Genomic DNA, 22526 nt, shown 5'->3' with positions numbered 1-22526 from the left:
GGCGGCTCGCGGGTCGGGTGACTGCTGGGAAATAGGGCCGGCTGCACGCGCTTCACACGTGCCGGTCCGGCGCCGAATTCGATGCGCGACGACGGGCCGCTAGCCCGCAGTCACCTCACGCGTCCGGTTTCGATACATCTGCCGAACCACCTCCCTTCTCGTGTACGTGCCACCCTAGGAACCGCTCCCCGCACCGCACAACCGAATTTCCGGGCAGCACTTTTCCCGCGAGTTCCGGGAACCGGCTGTGGGGTGCGTCACGTTCGAGTTGAATGATCTGAGGACACGGCGGCAGGGGGGTTCGGGGTGAGTGCTTCGCGGCAGAGCGGGACTACTGACGAACTGGGCCCTGACGAGCCCGAGCAGGGCGGCGCCGAGCTGCTCGCGGCACTGCTGGACGGGATGGACGCGGCGCTGTGCGCGTTCGACGCCGACGGCGTGGTGACGCACTGGAACCGCGAGGCGGAGCGGGTCCTCGGCTGGTCGGCGGCGGAGGCCGTCGGGCGGCGGGGGCTGTCCGGGTGGGCCGTGCGGGCCGCCGACGCCGGGGACGTCGAGGGGCGGCTGCTGTCCGCGATGGACGCGCCGGGGCGCCAGGTGCACGAGTTCGCCCTGGTGACCAAGGGCGGCGGGCGCGTCCTGGTACGGATGCAGTGCGCGTCGGTGCGCGGCGGGGACGGCAAGCCCGCCGGGGTGTACTGCGCCTTCAGCGAGGTCCACGCGCAGATCGACCTGGAGCGGTCCATCGCCCTGAGCGAGGCGCTCTTCGAGGACGCCTCGTGGGGCGTGGTCCTCGTCGACGCCGACCTGCGCCCCGCGGTGGTCAACGAACACGCCGCCCGCGCGCTGGGCCTCGGGCGTACGGCGGTCCTCGGCAGGCCGCTGGCCGATCTGCTCGGGCAGGGCGTGGAGGAGCTGGAGAGCGCGCTGGCCCATGTGCTCGCCGAGGGCGCGCCGCCCGCCCCCGCCGAGCTGTGGGTGTCGGTGCGGGCGGGCGAGGGGCAGGAGGACGGCTTCGAGCGGCGGTGCTGGCGCAGCGGCTTCCTGCGGCTCGCCTCACCGCTCACGGAAGAACCGGTTCCGCTCGGTGTCGGGTGGCTCTTCCAGGACGTGACCGAGGCGAAGCTGACGGAGCAGGAGGCCTCGCAGCTGCGCTTCCGCACCCAGCAGTCGCACCGTGCGGCGCGGGCCGCCGCCGAGTGCGAGGACCCGATGGAGGCGGCCACCGTCCAGCTGGACTTCGCGCTCGCCGGGTTCGCCGACCACGCCCTGGTGGACCTCGTGGCCGGCGAGGACCCGGTGCGCCTGGTGCGGGTCGCCGCGACGCCCGCCGGGGCGCCGGGGCCGTGTCTGCCGGTGGCCATGGCGGGGATACCGGTCCGCTACCCCGAGGGCCATCCGGCTCCGCAGTGCGTGGAGCGGGCCGGCTCGGTGCGGGCGAGCGCGGGCGCGGCGGCCCCCGAGCGGGCCCGGGAGTGGGCGGGCGCCCGGCAGTGGCCCACGGACACGGTGCACGCCCTGTGCGCGGTGCTGCGCAGCCGGGGCCGGACGCTGGGCGTCGTGACGTTCCTGCGGGGGCCGGGACGCGGCCAGTTCGAGCGCGCGGACGCGATGTACGCGGAGAGCGTCGCGGCACGGGTCGCGACAGCGCTGGACCTGGCCGGGGGCCTCGAGCACTGACGGCACCCCCCGGGTGCCTCCAGCAGCGCCGGGTGCTCTCAGAAGCGGTAGAAGATTCGGTTGCCGTACTCCTGGAAGACGCGGCCGTTCCAGTCGTGGCCCCCGTCCACGTTGCCGGAGCGGAGCAGCGGGGGCTGGATGCCGCGCTCGGCCAGTTCCGCCACCGCGGCGGCGACCATCGCCTGCATGAGCGCGTTCGTCACCACGCTGGAGGCGGGGCCGAACGGCGCGTCGACCCCGTCGAGGGACAGTTCCGCGTCCCCCACGGCGATCTTGGAGTCGACCACCACGTCGCAGTGGTCCTTCAGGAACGTCCCGGAGGTGTGCCGCGACCTGGTCGCGGTGGCGTAGGCGAGCGAGGTCACGCCGATGACCTTCAGGCCGAGCGCGCGGGCGTTCATCGCCATCTCCACCGGCAGCGGATTGCGCCCGGAGAGCGAGATGATCACCAGGACGTCACCGGGGCGGGCGGGCGAGGAGTCCAGGACGGCGGCCGCGAGGCCGTCGACGCGCTCCAGGGCGGAGCCCAGGGTCGCGGGCATCACGTCGACGCCGACCACGCCGGGCACGGCGAGGAGGTTCATCAGCGCGAGGCCGCCCGCGCGGTAGACGACGTCCTGCGCGGCGAGCGAGGAGTGTCCGGCGCCGAAGGCGAAAAGCCGCCCGTCGGAGGCGGCCGCGTCGGCCAGCAGCGTGCCCGCGGCCGCGATGGCCCCGGCCTCCTCGTCGCGGACCCGTCGGAGCAGATCGATGGCGGCGTCGAAGTACTGACCGGCCGGTTTGCTCTCGCTCTTGGAGCTCATTCGCCTCACGTTGCGGTCTGGACCTACGCCCTGTCAACACTGTCTTCGGACGCCCGGGGGCGGGTTTTCCCACGGCGCGGCACGGTTGTCGGTGGTATGCGTCAGAATTGAGGGCAGGGCCAGCGCACGAGCGAATTCTGAGGGGCACCCATGTCGGGGCTGATTGACACCACTGAGATGTATTTGCGCACCATCCTCGAACTGGAGGAGGAAGGTGTGGTCCCCATGCGCGCCCGGATCGCCGAGCGGCTGGACCAGAGCGGACCGACGGTGAGCCAGACCGTGGCGCGCATGGAGCGCGACGGCCTGGTGGCGGTCGCCAGCGACCGCCATCTGGAGCTGACCGAGGAGGGCCGTCGGCTGGCCACCCGCGTGATGCGCAAGCACCGCCTGGCGGAGTGCCTGCTGGTCGACGTGATCGGGCTGGAGTGGGAGCAGGTGCACGCCGAGGCCTGCCGCTGGGAGCACGTGATGAGCGAGGCCGTGGAGCGCCGCGTCCTGGAGCTGCTGCGCCACCCCACCGAGTCGCCGTACGGCAACCCGATCCCGGGTCTCGAGGAGCTGGGCGAGAAGGACGGCGCGGACCCGTTCCTGGACGAGGGCATGGTCTCCCTGACGGAGCTCGACCCGGGCACCGAGGGCAAGACGGTCGTCGTGCGCCGCATCGGCGAGCCGATCCAGACGGACGCCCAGCTGATGTACACGCTGCGGCGGGCCGGCGTGCAGCCGGGCTCCGTGGTGAGCGTGACGCAGTCGGCGGGCGGCGTGCTCGTGGGCAGCAGCGGCGAGGCCGCGGAGCTGTCCGCGGAGATCGCCTCGCATGTCTTCGTCGCCAAGCGCTGAGGACAACTTCCGTTGTCAGAGGGGTGGTTGACAAGCCGCCGCGATCCTCGCGAGATGTCGCGGAGTCCAAGATCCAGTGTGCGGAATCGCAGCGCGCGGGCGTTTCGCGTGCGAGGCTGTCGCGAGAGGCATATGACCTGAAGGCTCTTGACCGTGTCGGCGCCGGGCCTGGCCGCACAGCCGGAGAGGGGGCGGGAGGATGTGCCCGTCCGGTGAGTCCGGAGGTGAGGGTCCCGGCGCCCGAGGGCGCCGGGACCTGTCCTCCCCTGCACTGACCCGGAGCCCCGAGCTCTCGGGGTCAGTTCCCGCGGACCGGTTTCCCCGAGCGGCCCGCCTCCCGATGAAGATCTCCCCTCGGCCGCGCCCGTCAATCCTTGAGCGTGGTCACCCGAACGAGGGGTGTTACCCGCGATCCGCCCGTTCTCGAAAGGGAGTTCGATAGCGTGCGGGGGTGTGGGGCAAGGCCAGGCGTGGATCCCGAGCGGAGTCAAGGGGGGTGCCAGGAATCATGGTGCGGCGCATCGACGTGACGGGCGCGGAGGGCGTACGCCTCGCCGCCTGGGAGTTCGCCGATCCTCCCAAGGCGGGAGAGGCCGAGGGGGCGCCGGGCGGGGTGCTGCTGCTGCACGGCCTGATGGGCCGGGCCTCGCACTGGGCGGACACCGCCCGCTGGCTCTCCGAGCGGCACCGCGCGGTCGCCCTCGACCAGCGCGGCCACGGCCGCAGCGAGAAGCGGCCCGAGGGCCCCTACACCCGCGAGGCCTACGTGGCCGACGCCGAGGCCGCCCTGGAGCAGCTCGGCCTCGCGCCCGCCGTCCTCATCGGCCACTCCATGGGAGCGCTCACCGCCTGGCAGCTGGCCGCGCGCCGCCCGGACCTGGTGCGGGGTCTTGTCATCTGCGACATGCGGGCCTCGGCGCTCGGCGCGGCCTCGCAGCGCGAGTGGGAGCAGTGGTTCACGTCCTGGCCGGTGCCGTTCGCGACGCTCGCCGACGTCCGCAGGTGGTTCGGCGAGGACGACCCGTGGGTGGAGCGCCCCAACCCCTCGCGCGGCGAGTTCTTCGCCGAGGTGATGGCCGAGGGCCCGGACGGCTGGCGGCCGGTGTTCGACCCCGCCCAGATGCTCAGGTCCCGCGAGCCGTGGGTGCACGACGCGCACTGGGAGGAGCTGATGCAGGTCCGCTGCCCCGCGCTCGTCGTGCGCGGCCTGGACGGCGAGCTGGGGCGGGCCGAGTCGCAGGAGATGGTCCGCGTGCTGCCCCGCGGGGAGTACGCGGAGGTGGCCGACGCGGGGCACCTTGTCCACTACGACCAGCCCATTGCGTGGCGGGCGGCCGTCGAGCCGTTCCTGGACAGGGTCCTGGCGGGGTAGGTCGGTGGGCCGGGGTGTGCGCGGGGTCTGTCGTGGCCTTCGGCCTACTCGTCCTCAAACGCCGGACGGGCTGTCCCTTCCGGCCGAGGCCGTCTCGAAGGGGCGGCCTTGTCATGGGCTCAGGCGTTCCAGGTGCCAGTCCTTGCCGCCCTTGTCGTCCGGCGTCCGGACGTAGCGCAGGCGGTCGTGCAGGCGGTTCCTGCGGCCCTGCCAGAACTCCACCGCCCGCGGGGTCACCCGGAAGCCGCCCCAGTTCGGGGGCACGGGGACCTGTTCACCCACCGGATAGCGGGCGGCCAAGTCGGCGTACGCGCGGTCCAGTTCGTCCCGGGAGGCGAGCACGGAGGACTGGGCGCTGGCCCAGGCGCCGAGCTGGGAGCCGTGCGGGCGGGTGCGGAAGTAGGCGACGGTCTCCTCGCGCCCGACCCGCGCGGCGGTGCCGGAGACGATGACCTGGCGGGCCACGGGGTGCCAGGGGAAGAGCAGCGAGACGTGGGCGTTGCCGGCCAGTTCCCGGGCCTTGCGGGAGTCGTAGTTGGTGAAGAAGACGAAGCCGCGCTCGTCGAAGCCCTTCAGGAGCACCGTGCGGGAGCTGGGCCTGCCCTCGGCGTCCACCGTCGAGACGATCATGGCGTTCGGCTCGGGCAGGACGTCCTTGGCGCGCGCCGCCTCCTTGAACCAGCGCGCGAACTGCGCCATGGGGTCGGCGGGCAGGTCGGCCTCGACGAGCCCCTCGGTGACGTACTGCTCGCGCATGCCGGCCGGCTCGGGGAGAGGTTCGGGGAAAGGGGCGCTGGAGTCGGTCACCCGGTCATCTTGCCGTATCGGGGCGGGCGCCGGGTGGGATGTCCCGCGCCCCGGAGAGGTGACCTGTGGCACTGAGTGCCGCGTTCCATCGCCAAAGGTGACACCAGGGGATATCGTCCTGCTGCCGAATCGGTTGGGTGACCACCAGCCCCACGGGGCATCACCGGGGTGACCGCTTCGGACCGCGAGTCGGCGAACGCGCCGCACAAACGTGAGATCGACCGCGGAACCGGATCGTTTTTCGCCCGATTTTGACGCATGGTCATGAGCTGGTCGCCAACCCATCTCGCACACCATCCTGTCGAACCATCACGAGGAGCCGCCTGATGTCCGACTTCGTACCCGGTCTTGAAGGAGTCGTCGCGTTCGAGACGGAGATCGCCGAACCGGACAAGGAAGGCGGCGCGCTGCGCTACCGCGGCGTCGACATCGAGGACCTGGTCGGCCACGTCTCCTTCGGGAACGTGTGGGGCCTGCTCGTGGACGGCGCGTTCAACCCCGGTCTGCCGCCCGCCGAGCCCTTCCCGATCCCGGTGCACTCCGGGGACATCCGCGTCGACGTCCAGTCCGCGCTCGCGATGCTCGCCCCGGTGTGGGGCCTGCGGCCGCTGCTCGACATCAGCGAGGAGCGGGCCCGCGAGGACCTGGCGCGCGCCGCCGTCATGGCCCTGTCCTACGTCGCCCAGTCCGCCCGCGGCCAGGGCCTGCCGATGGTCCCCCAGCGGGAGATCGACAAGGCCGGGACCGTCGTCGAGCGGTTCATGAAGCGCTGGCGCGGGGAGCCCGACCCCAAGCACGTCCAGGCCGTCGACGCGTACTGGACCTCGGCCGCCGAGCACGGCATGAACGCCTCCACGTTCACCGCGCGCGTCATCGCCTCCACCGGCGCGGACGTGGCGGCGGCGCTGAGCGGGGCGGTGGGCGCGATGTCCGGTCCGCTGCACGGCGGGGCGCCCTCCCGGGTCCTCGGCATGATCGAGGAGATCGAGCGCACGGGCGACGCGGTGGCGTACGTGAAGCAGGCGCTGGACAAGGGCGAGCGGCTGATGGGCTTCGGGCACCGCGTGTACCGCGCCGAGGACCCGCGGGCGCGGGTGCTGCGCCGTACCGCCCGCGAGCTGGGGGCGCCGCGCTTCGAGGTCGCCGAGGCGCTGGAGAAGGCGGCCCTGGACGAGCTGCACGCGCGGCGGCCCGACCGGGTCCTCGCCACGAACGTGGAGTTCTGGGCGGCGATCGTCCTGGACTTCGCGGAGGTGCCGGCGCACATGTTCACGTCGATGTTCACCTGTGCGAGGACCGCCGGGTGGTCGGCGCACATTCTTGAGCAGAAGCGGACGGGGCGGTTGGTGCGGCCCTCCGCGCGGTACGTGGGGCCCGGGTCGCGCGGGCCCCAGGAGATCGAGGGGTACGGGGACATCTCCCGCTGAACCCGGGGGCACCGTCTCGGGGGCCTCGGGGCTACCGCCTCGGGGCTCCGCCCCGGACCCCGCTCCTCAAACGCCGGAGGGGCTGGTTTTCGACCCCTTCAGCCGAGCCGGGGAGCTGCTGTTCATCTCTTCAGCCGAGCGTCCCCTCCACCAGTGCCGTCCACTGGGCGACGACCCGCTCCCTGCGTGCTCCGTCGTCCGTGAGGAGGTTCGCGAGGCCGAGGCCACGGGCCATGTCCAGCAGGCCCTGGATGGTCTCGCGGACGCCGGGCACGGACTCGTCGGCGCCGAGGAGTTCCACCGCGATGCGGTGCGTCTCGCGGCCGACGCGGGCCTCCAGCTCCGTCACCCGGGGGCCCAGCTGCGGTTCGTGGGACGCGGCGACCCACAGGTGGAGCGCCGCCCGGAAGAGCGGACCGGTGTAGAGGTCCACGAGGGCGGCGACCACCGGGCCGCGGTCCTGCGCGGGCAGGGAGCGCAGGGCCGTGGAGCGCTGCTCTGCGACGTACTCCACGGCCGCCGTGAAGAGGTCCTCGCGGGTCGGGAAGTGGTGCTGGGCGGCGCCCCGCGAGACCCCGGCCCGCTCGGCGACCACCGAGACCGTCGAGCCCGCCCAGCCGTGCTCGGCGAGGCACGACACGGCGGCCTCAAGCAGTTTTTGCCGCGTCGCGCGGCTGCGGTCCTGCTTGGGCGCCCGGTCGGCGGTGGTCACAGCGCCCATGGGGGCTCCCGTCGTTCGAGGAACGCCCCCATGCCCTCCCGCGCCTCGGTGGAACCGAAGAGCCGCGCGGACAGGGCGACCAGGGCGTCCGAATGCTCGTCGAATGCGTCCAGCACCCTAGCCGTGAGCAGCTTCTTCGTCTCGGCCAGGGCGCCCGGCGCCGCCTTCCGCAGCCCGTCGAGCATCGGTGCGAGACCCGCGTCCACATCGGCGGCGTACGCCGTGACCAGGCCGATCCGCGCCGCCTCCGCCGCCTCGAAGCGCTCCCCGGTGAGGTGGTAGCGGGCGGCGGCGCCCGGGTCGAGGCGGGGCAGCAGGGTCAGGGAGATCACGGCGGGCGCCACCCCGAGGCGGACCTCCGTGAGCGCGAACGACGCGCCGGGCCCGGCCACCGCGAGGTCGCACGCGCCGAGCAGCCCGAGCCCGCCGGCCCGCACATGGCCGTCCACCCGCGCGAGCACCGGTTTGGGCAGCTCCACGATCTGCCGCAGCAGCCGCACGAAGTCCCGGGGGTCCGGTGGCTCGCGCAGGTCGGCGCCGGCGCAGAACGTCGTCCCCGTGTGGGTGAGGACGACCGCCCGTACGGCGGGGTCCCCGCCGAGGCCGTGGAGCGCCTCGGCGAGCGCGCCCAGCAGGTCCGCCGAGAGCGCGTTGCGGCGCTCGGGGAAGTCCAGGCGGACGGTGACGATCCCGCGCTGAGGGGAGGAGACGACGAGGCTCATGGGCGGGGCTCCTCCTCAGTAGGACTTGGGCAGGCCGAGGGTCTGGTGGGAGACGTAGTTGAGGATCATCTCCCTGCTGACCGGGGCGATCCGCGCCACCCGGGAGGCGACGATGAGCGAGGCGAGCCCGAACTCCTTGGTCAGGCCGTTGCCGCCGAGGGTGTGGACGGCCTGGTCGACGGCCTTCACGCAGGCGTCGGCGGCGGCCAGCTTGGCCATGTTGGCGGCCTCGCCCGCCGCCATGTCGTCGCCGTCGTCGTAGAGCCTCGCGGCCTTCTGCATCATCAGGCGGGCCAGTTCGATCTCGATGTGGGACTGGGCGAGGGGGTGCGCGATGGCCTGGTGGGCGCCGATGGGCGTCTTCCAGACGGTGCGTTCGCCCGCGTATCCGACGGCGCGGTCCAGGGCGAAGCGGGCCATGCCGAGCGAGAAGGCGGCCGTCATGATCCGCTCGGGGTTGAGGCCCGCGAAGAGCTGGAGGAGGCCCGCGTCCTGGTCGCCGACAAGCGCGTCGGCGGGCAGCCGTACGTCGTCCAGGACCAGCTCGAACTGCTTCTCGGCCGCCTGGAGCTCCATGGCGATCTGCCGCCGCTCGAAACCGGGGGTGTCGCGCGGGACGATGAACAGGCACGGCTTGAGGCTGCCGGTGCGGGCGTCGTGCGTCCGGCCGACGACGAGGGTGGCGTCAGCGATGTCGACGCCGGAGATGAACACCTTGCGGCCGCTCAGCAGCCAGTCTCCGGTGTCGGGGTCGCGGCGGGCCGTGGTGGTGATGCGGTGGGAGTTGGAGCCCGCGTCCGGCTCGGTGATGCCGAAGGCCATGGTGCGGGAGCCGTCGGCGAGGCCGGGCAGCCAGGTCCGCTTCTGCGCGTCGGTGCCGAAGCGGGCGATGACGGTGCCGCAGATCGCGGGCGAGACGACCAGCATCAGCAGCGGGCAGCCGGCCGCGCCCAGCTCTTCGAGCACGAGGGACAGTTCGCTGATGCCGCCGCCTCCCCCGCCGTACTCCTCGGGCAGGTTCACCCCGAGGTAGCCGAGCGCGGCGGCGTCCGCCCACAGCTCGTCGGGGTGGTCCCCGCCCGCCACGACACGGGTCATGTACTCCCGTCCGTAGCGCTTGCCGAGGGCGGCGACGGCGGCGCGCAGCGCCCGGTGCTCCTCGGTCTCCAGAACGGTGCTGCCTACGGTGCTTCCAGCGGTGCTGCGTGCGGTGCTCATGCGGACTCCTCCGGTTCTGCGGCCTGGACGACGGCGAGCAGCTGGCCGACCTCGACCTGGCGGCCGGGTGCGGCGTGCAGCGCGGTGAGCGTGCCGGAGGCGGGAGCGCAGACGCGGTGCTCCATCTTCATCGCCTCCAGCCAGACGAGGGGCTGCCCGGCCGTGACCGCCGCGCCCTCGGCGAGCCCTTCGGCGACGCGCACGACGGTCCCCGGCATCGGGGCGAGCAGCGAGCCGGGCGCGCGGTGGGCGGTGGGCTCGGGGAGCAGGGGCAGCGCGGTCAGGGCGGTGTCCCCGTGCGCCGTGGCGACGTGCACGCGCTCGCCGTACCGGGTGACGGTGAACTTCCGTCGTACGCCGTCGGCCTCCAGCTCGACGCGGGTCGGCGTCACGGTCAGGACCCGCACCCCCTCGGCGGTCGGGCCGTGCCGGGTGTGGTCGTAGCGGACGTCGTGCTCGGTGCCGTCGGGTTCGGTGCGGTAGCGCTTGCGGTGGGGCTGGGAGCGGAGGTTGCGCCAGCCGCCGAACCGGGAGCGGCCGTGCGCGTCGGCGAGGGCGGCGGCGAGCGGGGCCAGGGGGTCGGGCGCGGCGCCGGTCAGCTGCGCGGCGTGCCGGTCGTAGAAGCCGGTGTCCATGCGGGCGCCGGTGAATTCCGGGTGCCGCAGGGAGCGTACGAGCAGGTCGCGGTTGGTGACGGGGCCGTGGACGACGGCCCGCTCCAGGGCGCCGGCCAGTCTGCGCAGGGCCTCGGCGCGGGTGGGCGCGTGCGCGACGGCCTTGGCGAGCATCGCGTCGTAGTGGACGCCGATCGTGTCGCCGTCCGTGTAGCCGGTGTCCAGGCGGACGCCGGGGACGTCCAGGCGGTGCAGGGTGCCGGTCTGCGGGGCCCAGCCGGCCGCCGGGTCCTCGGCGTACAGGCGGGCCTCGACGGCGTGCCCGCGCGCGGGCGGCGGCTCCGCCTCCAGGGCGTGGCCCTCGGCGACGCGGATCTGGAGCGCGACCAGGTCGAGGCCGAACACGGCCTCGGTGACGGGGTGTTCGACCTGGAGGCGGGTGTTCATCTCCAGGAAGTGCGCGCGGCCGTCCGCGACGAGGAACTCGACCGTGCCCGCCCCCTGGTACGCGGTCACGCGCGCGGCCCGCACCGCCTGCGTGTGCAGCTCCGCGACCAGGTCCGGGGCGAGGCCCGGGGCCGGGGACTCCTCGATGACCTTCTGGTGCCGGCGCTGGAGGGTGCAGTCGCGGGTGCCGAGCGTCCACACCGTGCCGTGCGCGTCGGCCATGACCTGCACCTCGACGTGCCGGCCGCCTTCGACGAACGGCTCCACGAACACCTCGCCGTCCCCGAAGGCACCGGCCGCCTCCGCGCGCGCCGCCGCCAACTCCCCCGCCAGGTCGGCGAGGTCGCGGACGACGCGCATGCCGCGTCCGCCGCCCCCGGCCGCCGCCTTCACCAGGAGGGGCAGGTCGGCCTCGGTCGGGTCGCCGAGCGGTGCGACGCCCATCAGCTCCTTGGCGCGCGTCTTGGACGCCATCGCCTCGATGGCCTCGGGCGGCGGGCCGATCCAGACCAGGCCGGCGGCCAGGACCGCGCGGGCGAAGCCGGCGTTCTCGGAGAGGAAGCCGTAGCCGGGGTGGACGGCGTCGGCGCCCGCCGCCCGCGCGGCCCGTACGACGAGGTCGCCGCGCAGATACGTCTCGGCGGGCGCCGCGCCGGGCAGCCGTACGGCCGTGTCGGCCTCCCGTACGTGCAGGGCGTCCGCGTCGGCGTCGGAGTACACGGCGACCGTGGCGATGCCGAGGTCGCGGCAGGTGCGGAAGACGCGGCAGGCGATCTCGCCGCGGTTGGCCACCAGGACTGACTCGATCATCGTCACTGCCTCACATCCGGAAGACACCGAAGCCGCCGCGCGCGCCTTCGTAGGGGGCCGTGTGGATCGCGGACAGGCACAGGCCGAGGACGGTGCGGGTGTCGCGCGGGTCGATGACCCCGTCGTCGTAGAGCCGTCCGGACAGGAACATGGGCAGGGACTCGGCCTCAATCTGCTGCTCCACCATGGCCCGCAGACCGGCGTCGGCCTCGTCGTCGTACGGCTGCCCCTTCGCGGCGGCGGACGCGCGGGCGACGATCGACAGGACCCCGGCGAGCTGCTGCGGGCCCATGACGGCCGACTTGGCGCTCGGCCAGGCGAAGAGGAAGCGGGGGTCGTAGGCGCGCCCGCACATGCCGTAGTGCCCGGCGCCGTAGGAGGCGCCCATGAGGACGGACAGGTGCGGGACGCGCGAGTTGCTGACCGCGTTGATCATCATCGCGCCGTGCTTGATGATGCCGCCCTGCTCGTACTCCTTGCCGACCATGTAGCCGGTGGTGTTGTGCAGGAAGAGCAGCGGGATGTCGCGCTGGTTGGCCAGTTGGATGAACTGGGCGGCCTTCTGGGACTCCTCGCTGAACAGCACGCCCCGCGCGTTGGCGAGGATGCCGAGGGGGTAGCCGTGCAGGGTGGCCCAGCCGGTGGTGAGGCTGGTGCCGTAGAGCGGCTTGAACTCGTCGAAGTCGGAGCCGTCGACGATGCGGGCGATGACCTCGCGCGGGTCGAAGGGGTTCTTCAGGTCGCCGGGGACGATGCCGAGGAGTTCGTCCTCGTCATACTTGGGTGACTCGGCCGGGCCCGGATCGGCGTACGCCTTGCGGCAGTTGAGGCGCGCGACGACCCTGCGGGCCCGGCGCAGCGCGTCCCGTTCGTCCTCGGCGAGGTGATCGGCGAGGCCCGAGGTGCGGGCGTGCATCTCGGCGCCGCCGAGCGACTCGTCGTCGCTCTCCTCGCCGGTCGCCATCTTCACCAGCGGCGGCCCGCCGAGGAAGACCTTCGCCCGCTCCTTGACCATGATCACGTGGTCGCTCATGCCGGGGACGTAGGCGCCGCCGGCCGTGGAGTTCCCGAAGACGACGGCGATCGTCGGGATGCCGGCCGCCGAGGACTGCGTGAGGTGCTTGAACAGGGCGCCGCCCGGGATGAAGATCTCCTTCTGGGAGGGCAGGTCGGCGCCCCCGGACTCCACGAGGTGGATCGACGGCAGCCGGTTCGCGTAGGCGATCTCGTGGGCCCGGAAGGCCTTCTTCAACGTCCAGGGGTTGGAGGCGCCGCCCCGGACCGTCGGGTCGTTGGCGGTGATCAGGCACTCGACGCCCTCGACGACACCGATGCCGGTGACCATGGAGGCGCCGACGGGATGGTCGGTGCCCCAGGCGGCCAGCGGCGACAGCTCCAGGAACGGCGTGTCGGGGTCGAGGAGCAGTTCGACGCGTTCGCGGGCGAGCAACTTGCCGCGCGCCCGGTGCCGTTGGACGTACTTCTCGCCGCCGCCCTCCAGGGCCTTGGCCTGCTCGGCGTCGAGTGCGGCCAGCTTCTCCAGCATGGCCGCGCGGTGCTCGGCGTACTCGGCGCTCGCGGGGTCGAGCGCGGAGGCGAGGACGGTCACAGGAGTACCTCCGGTAGGTCCAGGTGGCGGGCGCGCAGCCACTCGCCGAGGCCCTTGGCCTGCGGGTCGAAGCGGGCCCGCGCGGCCACGCCCGCGCCGAGCAGGCCCTCGACGACGAAGTTCAGGGCGCGCAGGTTGGGCAGGTCGTGGCGTACGACGGTCAGGTCGGCGCACTCCGGCAGCAGCTGCCGCAGGCGGTCCACCGTCAGCTCGTGGGCGAGCCAGCGCCAGGCGTCGTCGGAGCGCACCCACACGCCGATGTTGGCGTCCCCTCCCTTGTCGCCGCTGCGGGCCCCGGCGACGAGCCCGAGCGGGGCGCGGCGGGTGGGGCCCGGTGGCAGGGGTGCGGGCAGGGGCGGCGGCGGCACGTCCTGGAGTACGAGGGTGTCGTGGCCGCCCGGCTCCACCGGACGCCGCTCGCCGTCGGGCAGCACGGCCGTGTGCGGGACGTCGGAGCGGTCCACGTACGCGGCCTCGAAGATCCCGTACGGGTCGCCCTTGCCGGGGGGCGCGGTCACGTGGAAGCCGGGGTAGCTGCCGAGGGCGAGTTCGACCGCGGCGCCGCCGAGGGCGCGGCCCACCGCGTCGGCGTCGGGATCGCGCACGACGAGGCGCAGCAGGGCGGACGCCGTCTCCTCGGTGGCCGCGTCCGCGTGGTCGGTGCGGGCCAGCTCCCAGCGCAGCTCGGCGGGGCGGGACCCGGCGCGGTGCAGGGCGTCCTCCAGTTGGGCACGCACGAGCGCGGCCTTGGCCTCGATGTCGAGGCCGGTGAGGACGAAGACGACCTCGTTGCGGTGGCCGCCGAGCCGGGTGAGACCGACCTTCAGGGTGGGCGGCGGGGCCTCGCCGCGCACGCCCTCGACGCGTACCCGGTCGGGGCCCTCCTGGGTGAGCGTGACGGTGTCCAGGCGGGCGGTGACGTCCGGGCCCGCGTACCGGGCGCCCTGGGTCTCGTACAGGAGCTGCGCGGTGACGGTGCCGACGTCGACGAGGCCGCCGGTGCCGTCGTGCTTGGTGATGACGGCGGAACCGTCCTCGTGGATCTCGGCGAGCGGGAAGCCGGGGCGGCGCAGGGCCGCCGGGTCGTGCGCGGCGAAGAAGGCGTAGTTGCCGCCGGTGGCCTGCGTCCCGCACTCCAGGACGTGCCCGGCGACGACCGCCCCCGCGAGCCGGTCGTAGGCGGTGGGCGCCCAGCCGAAGTGGGCGGCGGCGGGCCCGGTGACCAGGGCGGCGTCGGTCACCCGCCCCGTGACGACGACGTCGGCGCCGCCTTGCAGGCAGGCCGCGATGCCGGCGCCGCCGAGGTAGGCGTGGGCGGTGAGCGCGCCGGGGAAGCGGGCGCCGAGGTCGTCGCCCTCGACGTGCGCGACCCGCGTGGGCACCCCGAGCCGCGCGGCCAGCTCCCGCACGGCGCCGGCGAGGCCCGCCGGGTTCAGCCCGCCCGCGTTGACGACGATCTTCACGCCCCGCTCGTGGGCAGTGCCCAGGCACTCCTCCAGCTGCCGCAGGAACGTCTTGGCGTACCCGCGCGCGGGGTCCTTCAGGCGGTCGCGGCCGAGGATCAGCATGGTCAGCTCGGCGAGGTAGTCACCGGTCAGCACGTCGAGGTGCCCGCCGGTCAGCATCTCCCGCAGGGCGTCGAAGCGGTCACCGTAGAACCCGGAGGCGTTCCCGACGCGTAGGGGCGACCGCTTCATGCGCAGGCTCCCGGGGTGCGGTCTCCCGAGGCGACGTGGGCCTGTGACGCGGCTGCCCGCGCCCCGCCTCCCTGCGCCCCGTCTGCCCTCGGCGTGTCTCCTGGCGCCCGGGGAGCGCGCCCCGCGCCCGGGGGGCCCGCGAAGGCCTGGGCGATGTCCAGCCAGCGGTCGGCGTCGGCGCCCTCGGCGCGCAGGGACAGGTCGGCGCGGTGCGCGCGGCGCGTCACGAGCAGGCAGAAGTCGAGCGCGGGCCCGGTCACGCGCTGGGCGGCGCCCTCGGGGCCGTACGCCCACGGCTCGCCAGTCACCGGCGCGGTCAGCTCCACCCGGAACTCCTCGCGGGGCGCGCTCTCCCCCCGTACGGCGAACGCGAAGTCCCGCGCCCGTACGCCGATCCGCGCCACGTGCCGCAGCCGCCCGGTCGGTGTCCGCCGCACGCCGAGCGCGTCCGCCACGTCCTGGCCGTGCGCCCAGGTCTCCATGAGCCGCGCGCTCGCCATGGACGGCACCGCCATCGGCGGCCCGTACCAGGGCAACCGGGCCCCCGGGGGAGCTTCGGCGAGGACCCGGGCCAGCTCGTCGCGCCCGGCACGCCAGCGCGCGAGCAGCTCGGCGGGTGCCAGCGCCGCCCCCTGCTCGGCGCCCTCGTCCACGAACGAGTCGGGCGCCGCGGCCGCCTTGTCGACCTCGGCGGCGAAGGCGCCGGGGTCGGTGGCGGCGAGCAGGGCGGCCCGGTCGGTCCAGGCCAGGTGCGCGATCTGGTGGGCGACCGTCCAGCCGGGCGCGGGGGTGGCGAGGGCCCAGCGGTCCTCGCTCAGCTCGGCGACGAGCCGGTCGAGTTCCTCGCTCTCACGGCGCAGGTCGTCGAGCACGGACAGGGCATCGAACACGGAACGCTCCCCTCGGGGCACCAACGGGGTCTCCCCTGCTCGCTCGCCCGGAGCGGAGAGCGTGGGGAGGTGCCTGGGAGCATGGCAGCGCGGCGAGAAACAAGCAAGCGTGCTTGCATGAATTTTGGAGGCGACGGCACCACTACGGCGAGCGCGGGCGCCCCGGCCGCCGGGAAAGCCCCGGACGTCAGGGACACCGGCACGCGTCCACCCCCGCGACGAAGGCCGGCGCGCGCAGCCGGGTCCGCCGGGAGGTCGGGACGCGTGCCGACCGCTCAGCCGCGCTCCGGCGTCTTGCGTCGGCCCACCTGCGTGCGCACCGCGCCCATGCTGGCCGCGATGACCAGGGCCACCGCGAGCGCCTCGGTCAGGGACAGGGCCTGGCTCAGGACGAGGAACCCGGCGAGGGAGGCCAGCGCCGGTTCCAGGCTCATCAGGACCGCGAAGGTGTGCGCGGGGAGCCGCCGCAGCGCGACCAGCTCGAAGGTGTACGGCAGCACGGACGACAGCACGGCGACGACCGCGCCGAGCGCCAGCGTGCCCGGCTCGATCAGCTTCGCCCCGGACTCGGCGATCCCGAGCGGCAGGAACAGCACCGCCGCGACCACCATCGCGAGCGCGAGCCCGTCGGCCTGCGGGAAGCGGCGTCCGGTGCGCGCGCTGAAGACGATGTACGCGGCCCACATGGCGCCGGCGCCGAGCGCGTAGGCGATACCGGCCGGGTCGAGGCCGCCGAAGCCCCCGCCCCCGCCGAGCAGGAAGACGCCGCAGAGCGCGAGCCCGGCCCAGACGAGGTTGACCGCGCGGCGCGAGGCGACGACGGAGAGCACGAGCGGCCCGAGCACTTCGAGGGTGACGGCGGGCCCCATGGGGATGCGGGCGACGGACTGGTAGAAGAGGCCGTTCATCCCCGCCATGGCCACGCCGAAGGCGACGACCGTGCCCCAGTCGGCGCGCGCGTGCCCGCGCAGCTTGGGGCGGCACACGGCGAGCAGCACGAGCGCGGCGAACACCAGGCGCAGCGTCACGATGCCGAGCGCCCCGGCGCGGGGCATCACGCTGACGGCGACCGCGCCGCCGAACTGCACGGAGACGCAGCCGGCGAGGACGAGCCCGATGGGGCCGAACCTGGCGCGCAGGCCGCCCTGAGGCGTCGCGGGAGTACCGGTGGCCCCGGGAGCCCCAGAGGCCCCAGAGGCCTCGGCGGTCGTCGCCGCGCCGGCGACTTCCGGCTGCTGGGCCAGTACGGAGGCCGCCGCCGGTGCCGCTTCATCACTGCGCGAGACGTTCACGCCTGAGCCTTTCTGCCGTTGCCGCCATCCATGATGGAGTCCATCACGTTGGACTCTATCGTCCACTGTAATGGACTCGGGGCGGAGGAGCGGAACGGTTTTCCGCTGGCTGTCGCCGGGCTCGCCGCCCGCGCCCGCACGTCGACGGTACGACCGCGCGCGGGCGGCGTGAAATGCCGATCGGGCGCCGGTTATGCACGGCACGCATAAGCGTGAGCCGGTGCTCAACGGGTGGGCCGAAGCGCCTCCGCGAGCACCTCCGCCAGATGCCGCCCCCGTACCCCACCCAGCTGCTCCAGCTGCGTACGGCACGAGAACCCGTCGGCCAGCACCACCGCGTCGCCCGGTGCCCGGCGCACCGAGGGCAGCAGCTGCTCCTCGGCGCAGGCCGCCGACACCTCGTGATGGCCGCGCTCGAAACCGAAGTTCCCCGCGAGCCCGCAGCAGCCGCCGCTCAGCTCGCCCTCCAGGCCGGCCCTCGCCCGCAGCCGCCGCTCCGCCGCGTCGCCGAGGACCGCGTGCTGGTGGCAGTGCGTCTGACCGACCGCCGGACGGCCGACGCGCGGCGGGTGCCAGCGCGGGGCCAGCTCCTCCAGGGCCTGCGCGAAGGTCCGCACCGACGCGGCGAGCCGCCGGGCGCGCGGGTCGTCGCCCAGCAGTTCCACGAGGTCCGTCCGGAGCGCCGCCGCGCAGCTCGGCTCCAGGACGACGACCGGTGCGCCCGCCTCCAGCAGCGGCGCCATGCGCTCCAGCGTGGCGCGCAGCACCGCCCGGGCGCGATCGAGCTGCCCGGTCGAGACGTACGTGAGCCCGCAGCACACGCCCCTCGGCGGCAGCATGACGGTGAGCCCGGCCGCCTCCAGGACGTGTACGGCGGCCCGGCCCACGGACGGCGACAGATGCTCGGTGAAGGTGTCGGGCCACAGCACCACCGACGCCCCCGACGCCCCCCGCACCCCCGGCTCCGCATTCCGCGCCCCCGCCCCCGGCCGCCCCTGCCACCACCGGGTCAGCGTCCGCCGTGCCACCACCGGGACCGGCCGCTCCGGCGCGATGCCCGCGAGCCGCTTGCCGAGCGCCGCCAACGGGCCGATGCGTGCGAGGCCGTTGACGAGCGGCGCGGTGCGGGTGGCGGCGACGGCGCGCAGCCAGCGCGGCAGCCATCCCATCGCGTAGTGGGCGGCGGGCCTGCGCCGGCCCGCGTAGTGGTGGTGCAGGAACTCCGCCTTGTACGTGGCCATGTCGACGCCGACCGGGCAGTCGGAGCGGCAGCCCTTGCAGGACAGGCAGAGGTCCAGCGCGTCCTTGACCTCGGTGGAGCGCCAGCCGTCCGTCACCACCTCGCCCGCCAGCATCTCGTGCAGCAGCCGCGCCCGGCCCCGCGTCGAGTGCGCCTCCTCCCCCGTCACGCGGAACGACGGGCACATGACCTCACCCGGCGAGGTCACCGTCGTCGTACGGCACTTGGCCACGCCGACGCAGCGCCGGACGGCCGCGGTGAAGTCGCCGCCGTCGTGGGGGTAGCCGAAGGTGACGTCGACGGGCTCGCGCGGCAGCGGCGCGAAGCGCAGACCGGCGTCGAGCGGCGCGGGCCGCACCAGGATGCCCGGGTTGAGCAGCCCGGCCGGGTCCCAGGCGTCCTTCACGCGCTCGAAGAGGCGGACGAGTTCGGGCCCGTACATCTTCGGCAGCAGCTCCGCGCGGGCCTGCCCGTCGCCGTGCTCGCCGGACAGCGACCCGCCGTGCGCCACGACGACCTCCGCCAGCTCCTCGGAGAAGCGGCGGAACCGCGCCACTCCTTCGGAGCTGATCAGGTCGAAGTCGACGCGTACGTGGATGCAGCCGTCCCCGAAGTGCCCGTACGGGGTGCCGCGCAGGCCGTGTTCGGCGAGCAGCGCCCGGAAGTCCCGCAGGTAGGCGCCGAGACGGGCCGGCGGCACCGCGCAGTCCTCCCAGCCGGGCCACGCCTCGCCCCCGTCGTCCGGCATGCGCGTGGCCGTCCCGGCGGCGTCCTCGCGCACCCGCCACAGCGCCCGCTGCCGCGCCGGGTCGTCGACGACCACGGCGTCGAGGACGTCGGCGGCGCGCACCACCCGGTCCGCACGCGCGCGTGCCTCGGCCGCGCTCACCCCGCCCGTCTCCACGAACAGCCAGGCACCGCCCCTGGGCAGGGCGCCGCGCTGCGCGGGGTCGCGCACGAGGTCGGCGGCCATGCCCTCCACGGTGAGCGGCCCGTACGGCAGGAGGCCCGCCGCGGCCTCGGCGGCGGCGCTCTCGTCGGCGTACCCGAGGACGGCGAGCGCCCGTGCGCGGGGCGCCTCGACGAGTCGTACGACCGCTTCGGTGACGACGCCGAGCGTGCCCTCCGAGCCGCAGAACGCGCGGGCGAGGTCCACGCCGTGCTCGGGGAGCAGGGCGTCGAGGGCGTAGCCGGAGATGCGGCGGGGCAGGTCGGGGAAGCCGGTGCGCAGCAGGGCCAGGTGCGCCTCGACCAGCGGGCGCAGGGCGTCGGGCGCGCCGTCCCAGCCCCGGCCGAGGCGGACGGGACCGCGCCGCGGGCCGACGACCGTCAGCCCGTGGATGTTGTCGGCGGTGGTCCCCCAGGCCACGGAGTGCGACCCGCAGGAGTTGTTGCCGATCATCCCGCCGAGCGTGCACCGGCTGTGCGTGGCCGGGTCGGGCCCGAACGTCAGGCCGTACGGGGCCGCGGCGGCCCGCAGGTCGTCCAGGACGACGCCCGGTTCCACGACGGCCGTGCGCGTCCCGGGGTCCAGGGAGACGACGCGGTTCATCCGCCGGGTGAAGTCCAGGACGACGCCGACGCCGGTGGCCTGCCCGGCGATCGAGGTGCCCGCGCCGCGTGCCACGACCGGCACCGCGCGCCGCCGGCACACCTCGAGCGCCGCCGCCACGTCGTCGGCGTCGTGGGGGGCCACCACGGCGGCGGGCACCCGGCGGTAGTTGGAGGCGTCCATGGTGTGCAGGGCGCGCGCCGTCACGGAGAGGTCCACGGGGCCGCGTACGGCCGCGCGCAGCTCCCGCTCCAGGCCGCCGGGATCGCCAGGGGCAGCACCGCCGAAATCGCCGCCGGGATCGCCGCCGAGGTCACCGTCGTGAGGGCTCATGCGGTCCAGGATGCCCCCGCTCCCGGCCGCCGCGGGCACCCCGCCGCTCCCGATATGTCACGATCCGGAACGGAACATTCCCACTACATGCATCAACTCTCCTATAGTGGCCAGAACTTGAGCAGTGCCCCGGACAAGACCGAGCACGTCCGAGCAGAGTGTGTCGCTTCCGATCGAGGACCCCGATTGATGACCGCGCCAACCCCCCTAGCGCGCCCCGGGACGGAGCGCCCTCCGCTGCGCCCCTCCGTATACGTCCTGCTGGCCTGCCTCCTCGTCACCGCGGTGCTCGCCGGCACGGCCGTCACGCTCGCGCCCGCGTCCGCGCGGACCCCGCTGGCCTGGGGTGCCGGCGCCGCGGCGCTCGCGCTCAGCGCCGCCGTGACCGTCGCCTTCCACGCCCTGCGCGGGCAGGCGCTGGCCCGCCGCCGGCTGGCCGCCGAGCGGCAGGAGAGCGCGCGGCTCCAGCAGGAACAGGCGCTTCGGTCGGCCGAGTTCACCCAGGAGCACGCCCGCCTCACGGCCGCGCACGCGCTTGAGGTGACCGACCTCACCGCCGAGAACGCCCGGATACGGGAGGAACTGACCTCCGCGCACGCCCGCGCGCGGGCGGAACTCACCGCCGAGAACACCCGCCTGCGGTCCGAGCTGACCGCCGAGAACACCCGGGTGCGCGCCGAACTCACGCGCCGCGCCCGCGCCGCCGAGTCCGAGCGCGCCGCCGCGCTCGCCGCCTGCGCCAACGCGGCGGGCCGCATGCAGGCGCTGGCCACCGGCATGCTCGCCGACCTGCGCGAGATGGAGGGCAGGCACGCCGACGAGGACGTCCTCACCGACCTCCTGCACCTGGACCACAGGACCGCGCAGGCCGGCCGGATCGCCGACTCGGTGGCGGTGCTCACCGGCGCCCGCTCGGGCCGCCGCTGGGCCCGGCCCATCGTCATGGAGTCGATCCTGCGCGGCGCGATGGGCCGCATCGGCGGCTACCAGCGGGTGCGCGTCCACTCGGCCAGCGAGGTCGCGGTCGCGGGCCACGCCGCCGAGGGCGTCATGCACGCCCTGGCCGAGATCCTGGACAACGCGGCGAACTTCTCGCCGCCCACCTCCGAGGTGCACGTCTACATCGAGGACGTCGCGGCCGGCGTCATCGTCTCCGTCGAGGACAGCGGCCTGGTGATGGGCCCGGTGCAGCAGCGCCGCGCCGAGCGCGCCGTGTCCGGCGAGGCGACGGGCCTCGGCGGGCTGACCGGTACGCGCCTCGGCCTCGCGGTGGTGGGCAGGCTGGCCCGCAAGTACGGCCTGACGGTGTCGTTCCGCCCGTCGGCGCGCGGCGGCACGGGCGTGCTCCTGCTCATCCCGCACGAGCTGCTCTCCCGCCCCTCGGACGCGACCCGTCCCCCCGCCACCACGCCCGCGCAACTCCCCCCGGCGGCCCCGGGCACCCCCGTCACCGCGCCCGCGCAGTCCCCGACCACCCCGGGCATCCCCGCACCGGCCCCGGCGCACGCGTCCCCCGCCACCCCGCCCGCGACCCCGCGCACCCCCGTCACCGCGCCCGCGCAGTCCCCGGGCACCCCCGCACCGGTCCCCGCGCAGGCGTCCCCCGTCACCGCGCCCGCGACCCCACCCGCGCAGCTCCCGGCGACCCCGGGCACCCCCGCACCGGCCCCGGCACACGCGTCCCCCGCCACCGCGCCCGCGACCCCGGCCGCCCCCGGTGACGCCGACCCGACGGCGGCCCAGGACCCGGCGCCGGAGGCGGTGGTCGCGTCCGAGGCGCCCCTCCCCAAGCGGCGTCGTGGTCGTACCCTCGCCGCCGCCGAGCGGGGCCGGCTCGACAGTGACACCGGGGAGAACCCCCGGCCGCGCCCCGCCGGCGCCGCGAGCACCGCGGCCCGTTTCAGCAGCTTCCGCCAGGCCGTCCGTACCCCCGCCCCGGACACCACCGATCCGTCGGGCGGCCCGGAGACCCCCGCCCCTGCCCAGCACCCGGAAGGCGACATCCCCCGATGACGACCGGCACCACGCCCGCCCCCACCACCGACGACAAGCTCACCTGGCTCCTGGTGGGCCTCCTGGAGCGCACCCCCGGCGCCCGCCACGCCCTCGTGCTCTCCCGGGACGGCCTGAAGCTGTGCCGCACCCCGGAGCTCTCCGTCGACCAGGCCGACCAGCTCGCCGCGATCGCCGCCGGCATCCAGTCCCTGTCGCACGGCGCGTCCGCCGAGTTCGGCGACGGCACCGGCGGGGTCCGCTCGGCGATGGCCGAGTTCTACGGCGGCATCCTCTTCATCGTCGAGGCCGGCGAGGGCGCGCACCTCGCGGTCATCGCCGCCGAGGACGCCGACGCGGGCCTGGTCGGGCACACCATGAGCGAGCTGGTCGAGCAGCTCGGCGAGCATCTGCGCGCGGCGCCCCGCGCCACCGGCGGCCGGCCCACCGCATGAGC

General features: G+C 74.7%; 17 protein-coding genes. 6 read left to right on the top strand and 11 right to left on the bottom strand.

Annotated elements, in window-relative coordinates:
- The first annotated feature begins 306 nt into the window (after positions 1–306).
- Positions 307–1680 carry a PAS domain-containing protein gene (locus tag ACZ516_RS16420; protein WP_469010715.1) on the top strand — a complete coding sequence of 458 codons (1374 nt, stop codon included), beginning with the start codon at positions 307–309 and terminating at the stop codon, positions 1678–1680.
- 38 nt (positions 1681–1718) lie between these two features.
- Here ACZ516_RS16420 and ACZ516_RS16415 read toward each other — a convergent pair whose 3' ends face one another.
- Positions 1719–2483 carry an SIS domain-containing protein gene (locus ACZ516_RS16415; RefSeq protein WP_361078219.1) on the bottom strand — a complete coding sequence of 255 codons (765 nt, stop codon included), beginning with the start codon at positions 2481–2483 and terminating at the stop codon, positions 1719–1721.
- Between the two features lie 150 nt (positions 2484–2633).
- On the opposite strand from ACZ516_RS16415, the gene ACZ516_RS16410 reads away from it, so the two are divergent.
- Positions 2634–3326 (top strand): metal-dependent transcriptional regulator, encoded by a 693-nt coding sequence (locus ACZ516_RS16410; RefSeq protein ID WP_358588687.1) that lies wholly within the window; start codon positions 2634–2636, stop codon positions 3324–3326.
- A 508-nt stretch (positions 3327–3834) separates the two neighbouring features.
- Complete coding sequence (locus tag ACZ516_RS16405) at positions 3835–4698, top strand: alpha/beta fold hydrolase (protein WP_469011030.1); 864 nt, start codon at positions 3835–3837, stop codon at positions 4696–4698.
- A gap of 111 nt (positions 4699–4809) precedes the next feature.
- Here ACZ516_RS16405 and pdxH read toward each other — a convergent pair whose 3' ends face one another.
- Positions 4810–5523, bottom strand: coding sequence for a pyridoxamine 5'-phosphate oxidase (gene pdxH, locus ACZ516_RS16400; protein WP_469011028.1), 714 nt, complete (start codon positions 5521–5523; stop codon positions 4810–4812).
- A 308-nt stretch (positions 5524–5831) separates the two neighbouring features.
- Between pdxH and ACZ516_RS16395 the strand changes: the two genes are divergently transcribed.
- On the top strand, positions 5832–6932 hold the full coding sequence (locus tag ACZ516_RS16395; protein ID WP_358588685.1) for a citrate synthase 2: 1101 nt from the start codon (positions 5832–5834) through the stop codon (positions 6930–6932).
- A gap of 130 nt (positions 6933–7062) precedes the next feature.
- On the opposite strand, the gene ACZ516_RS16390 is transcribed toward ACZ516_RS16395, so the two are convergent.
- The 9 genes from ACZ516_RS16390 to ACZ516_RS16350 form a co-directional block, all read right to left on the bottom strand.
- Positions 7063–7653, bottom strand: coding sequence for a TetR/AcrR family transcriptional regulator (locus ACZ516_RS16390; protein ID WP_469010713.1), 591 nt, complete (start codon positions 7651–7653; stop codon positions 7063–7065).
- On the bottom strand, positions 7641–8375 hold the full coding sequence (locus tag ACZ516_RS16385) for an enoyl-CoA hydratase family protein (protein ID WP_469010712.1): 735 nt from the start codon (positions 8373–8375) through the stop codon (positions 7641–7643). The genes ACZ516_RS16390 and ACZ516_RS16385 overlap by 13 nt, the downstream gene beginning before the upstream one ends.
- A gap of 15 nt (positions 8376–8390) precedes the next feature.
- Entirely contained in the window at positions 8391–9593 is a 1203-nt protein-coding gene (locus tag ACZ516_RS16380) for an acyl-CoA dehydrogenase family protein (protein WP_469010710.1), read from the bottom strand.
- Entirely contained in the window at positions 9590–11464 is a 1875-nt protein-coding gene (locus ACZ516_RS16375; RefSeq protein ID WP_469010709.1) for an acetyl/propionyl/methylcrotonyl-CoA carboxylase subunit alpha, read from the bottom strand. Before ACZ516_RS16375 ends, ACZ516_RS16380 begins: the two co-directional genes overlap by 4 nt.
- A gap of 10 nt (positions 11465–11474) precedes the next feature.
- Positions 11475–13073: an acyl-CoA carboxylase subunit beta gene (locus tag ACZ516_RS16370; RefSeq protein WP_469010708.1), complete on the bottom strand. Its 1599-nt coding sequence runs from the start codon at positions 13071–13073 to the stop codon at positions 11475–11477.
- Positions 13070–14770 carry an acyclic terpene utilization AtuA family protein gene (locus ACZ516_RS16365; protein ID WP_469010707.1) on the bottom strand — a complete coding sequence of 567 codons (1701 nt, stop codon included), beginning with the start codon at positions 14768–14770 and terminating at the stop codon, positions 13070–13072. The genes ACZ516_RS16370 and ACZ516_RS16365 overlap by 4 nt, the downstream gene beginning before the upstream one ends.
- On the bottom strand, positions 14767–15660 hold the full coding sequence (locus tag ACZ516_RS16360; RefSeq protein ID WP_469010706.1) for a TIGR03084 family metal-binding protein: 894 nt from the start codon (positions 15658–15660) through the stop codon (positions 14767–14769). Before ACZ516_RS16360 ends, ACZ516_RS16365 begins: the two co-directional genes overlap by 4 nt.
- 275 nt (positions 15661–15935) lie before the next feature.
- On the bottom strand, positions 15936–16904 hold the full coding sequence (locus ACZ516_RS16355; protein ID WP_469011027.1) for an EamA family transporter: 969 nt from the start codon (positions 16902–16904) through the stop codon (positions 15936–15938).
- A 272-nt stretch (positions 16905–17176) separates the two neighbouring features.
- Entirely contained in the window at positions 17177–20077 is a 2901-nt protein-coding gene (locus ACZ516_RS16350) for an FAD-binding and (Fe-S)-binding domain-containing protein (protein ID WP_469010705.1), read from the bottom strand.
- 189 nt (positions 20078–20266) lie between these two features.
- Here ACZ516_RS16350 and ACZ516_RS16345 point away from each other — a divergent pair, with 189 nt between their 5' ends.
- Positions 20267–22090 carry an ATP-binding protein gene (locus ACZ516_RS16345; RefSeq protein WP_469010704.1) on the top strand — a complete coding sequence of 608 codons (1824 nt, stop codon included), beginning with the start codon at positions 20267–20269 and terminating at the stop codon, positions 22088–22090.
- A complete protein-coding gene (locus ACZ516_RS16340) occupies positions 22087–22524 on the top strand; it encodes a roadblock/LC7 domain-containing protein (RefSeq protein ID WP_358913057.1) in 438 nt (145 codons plus the stop codon). The genes ACZ516_RS16345 and ACZ516_RS16340 overlap by 4 nt, the downstream gene beginning before the upstream one ends.
- Positions 22525–22526: the final 2 nt, after the last annotated feature.

Source organism: Streptomyces sp. NPDC034037 (genome assembly GCF_055575715.1).
Note: the sequence above shows the minus strand (reverse complement) of the source record. Positions and strands in the feature narration are given on the sequence as shown.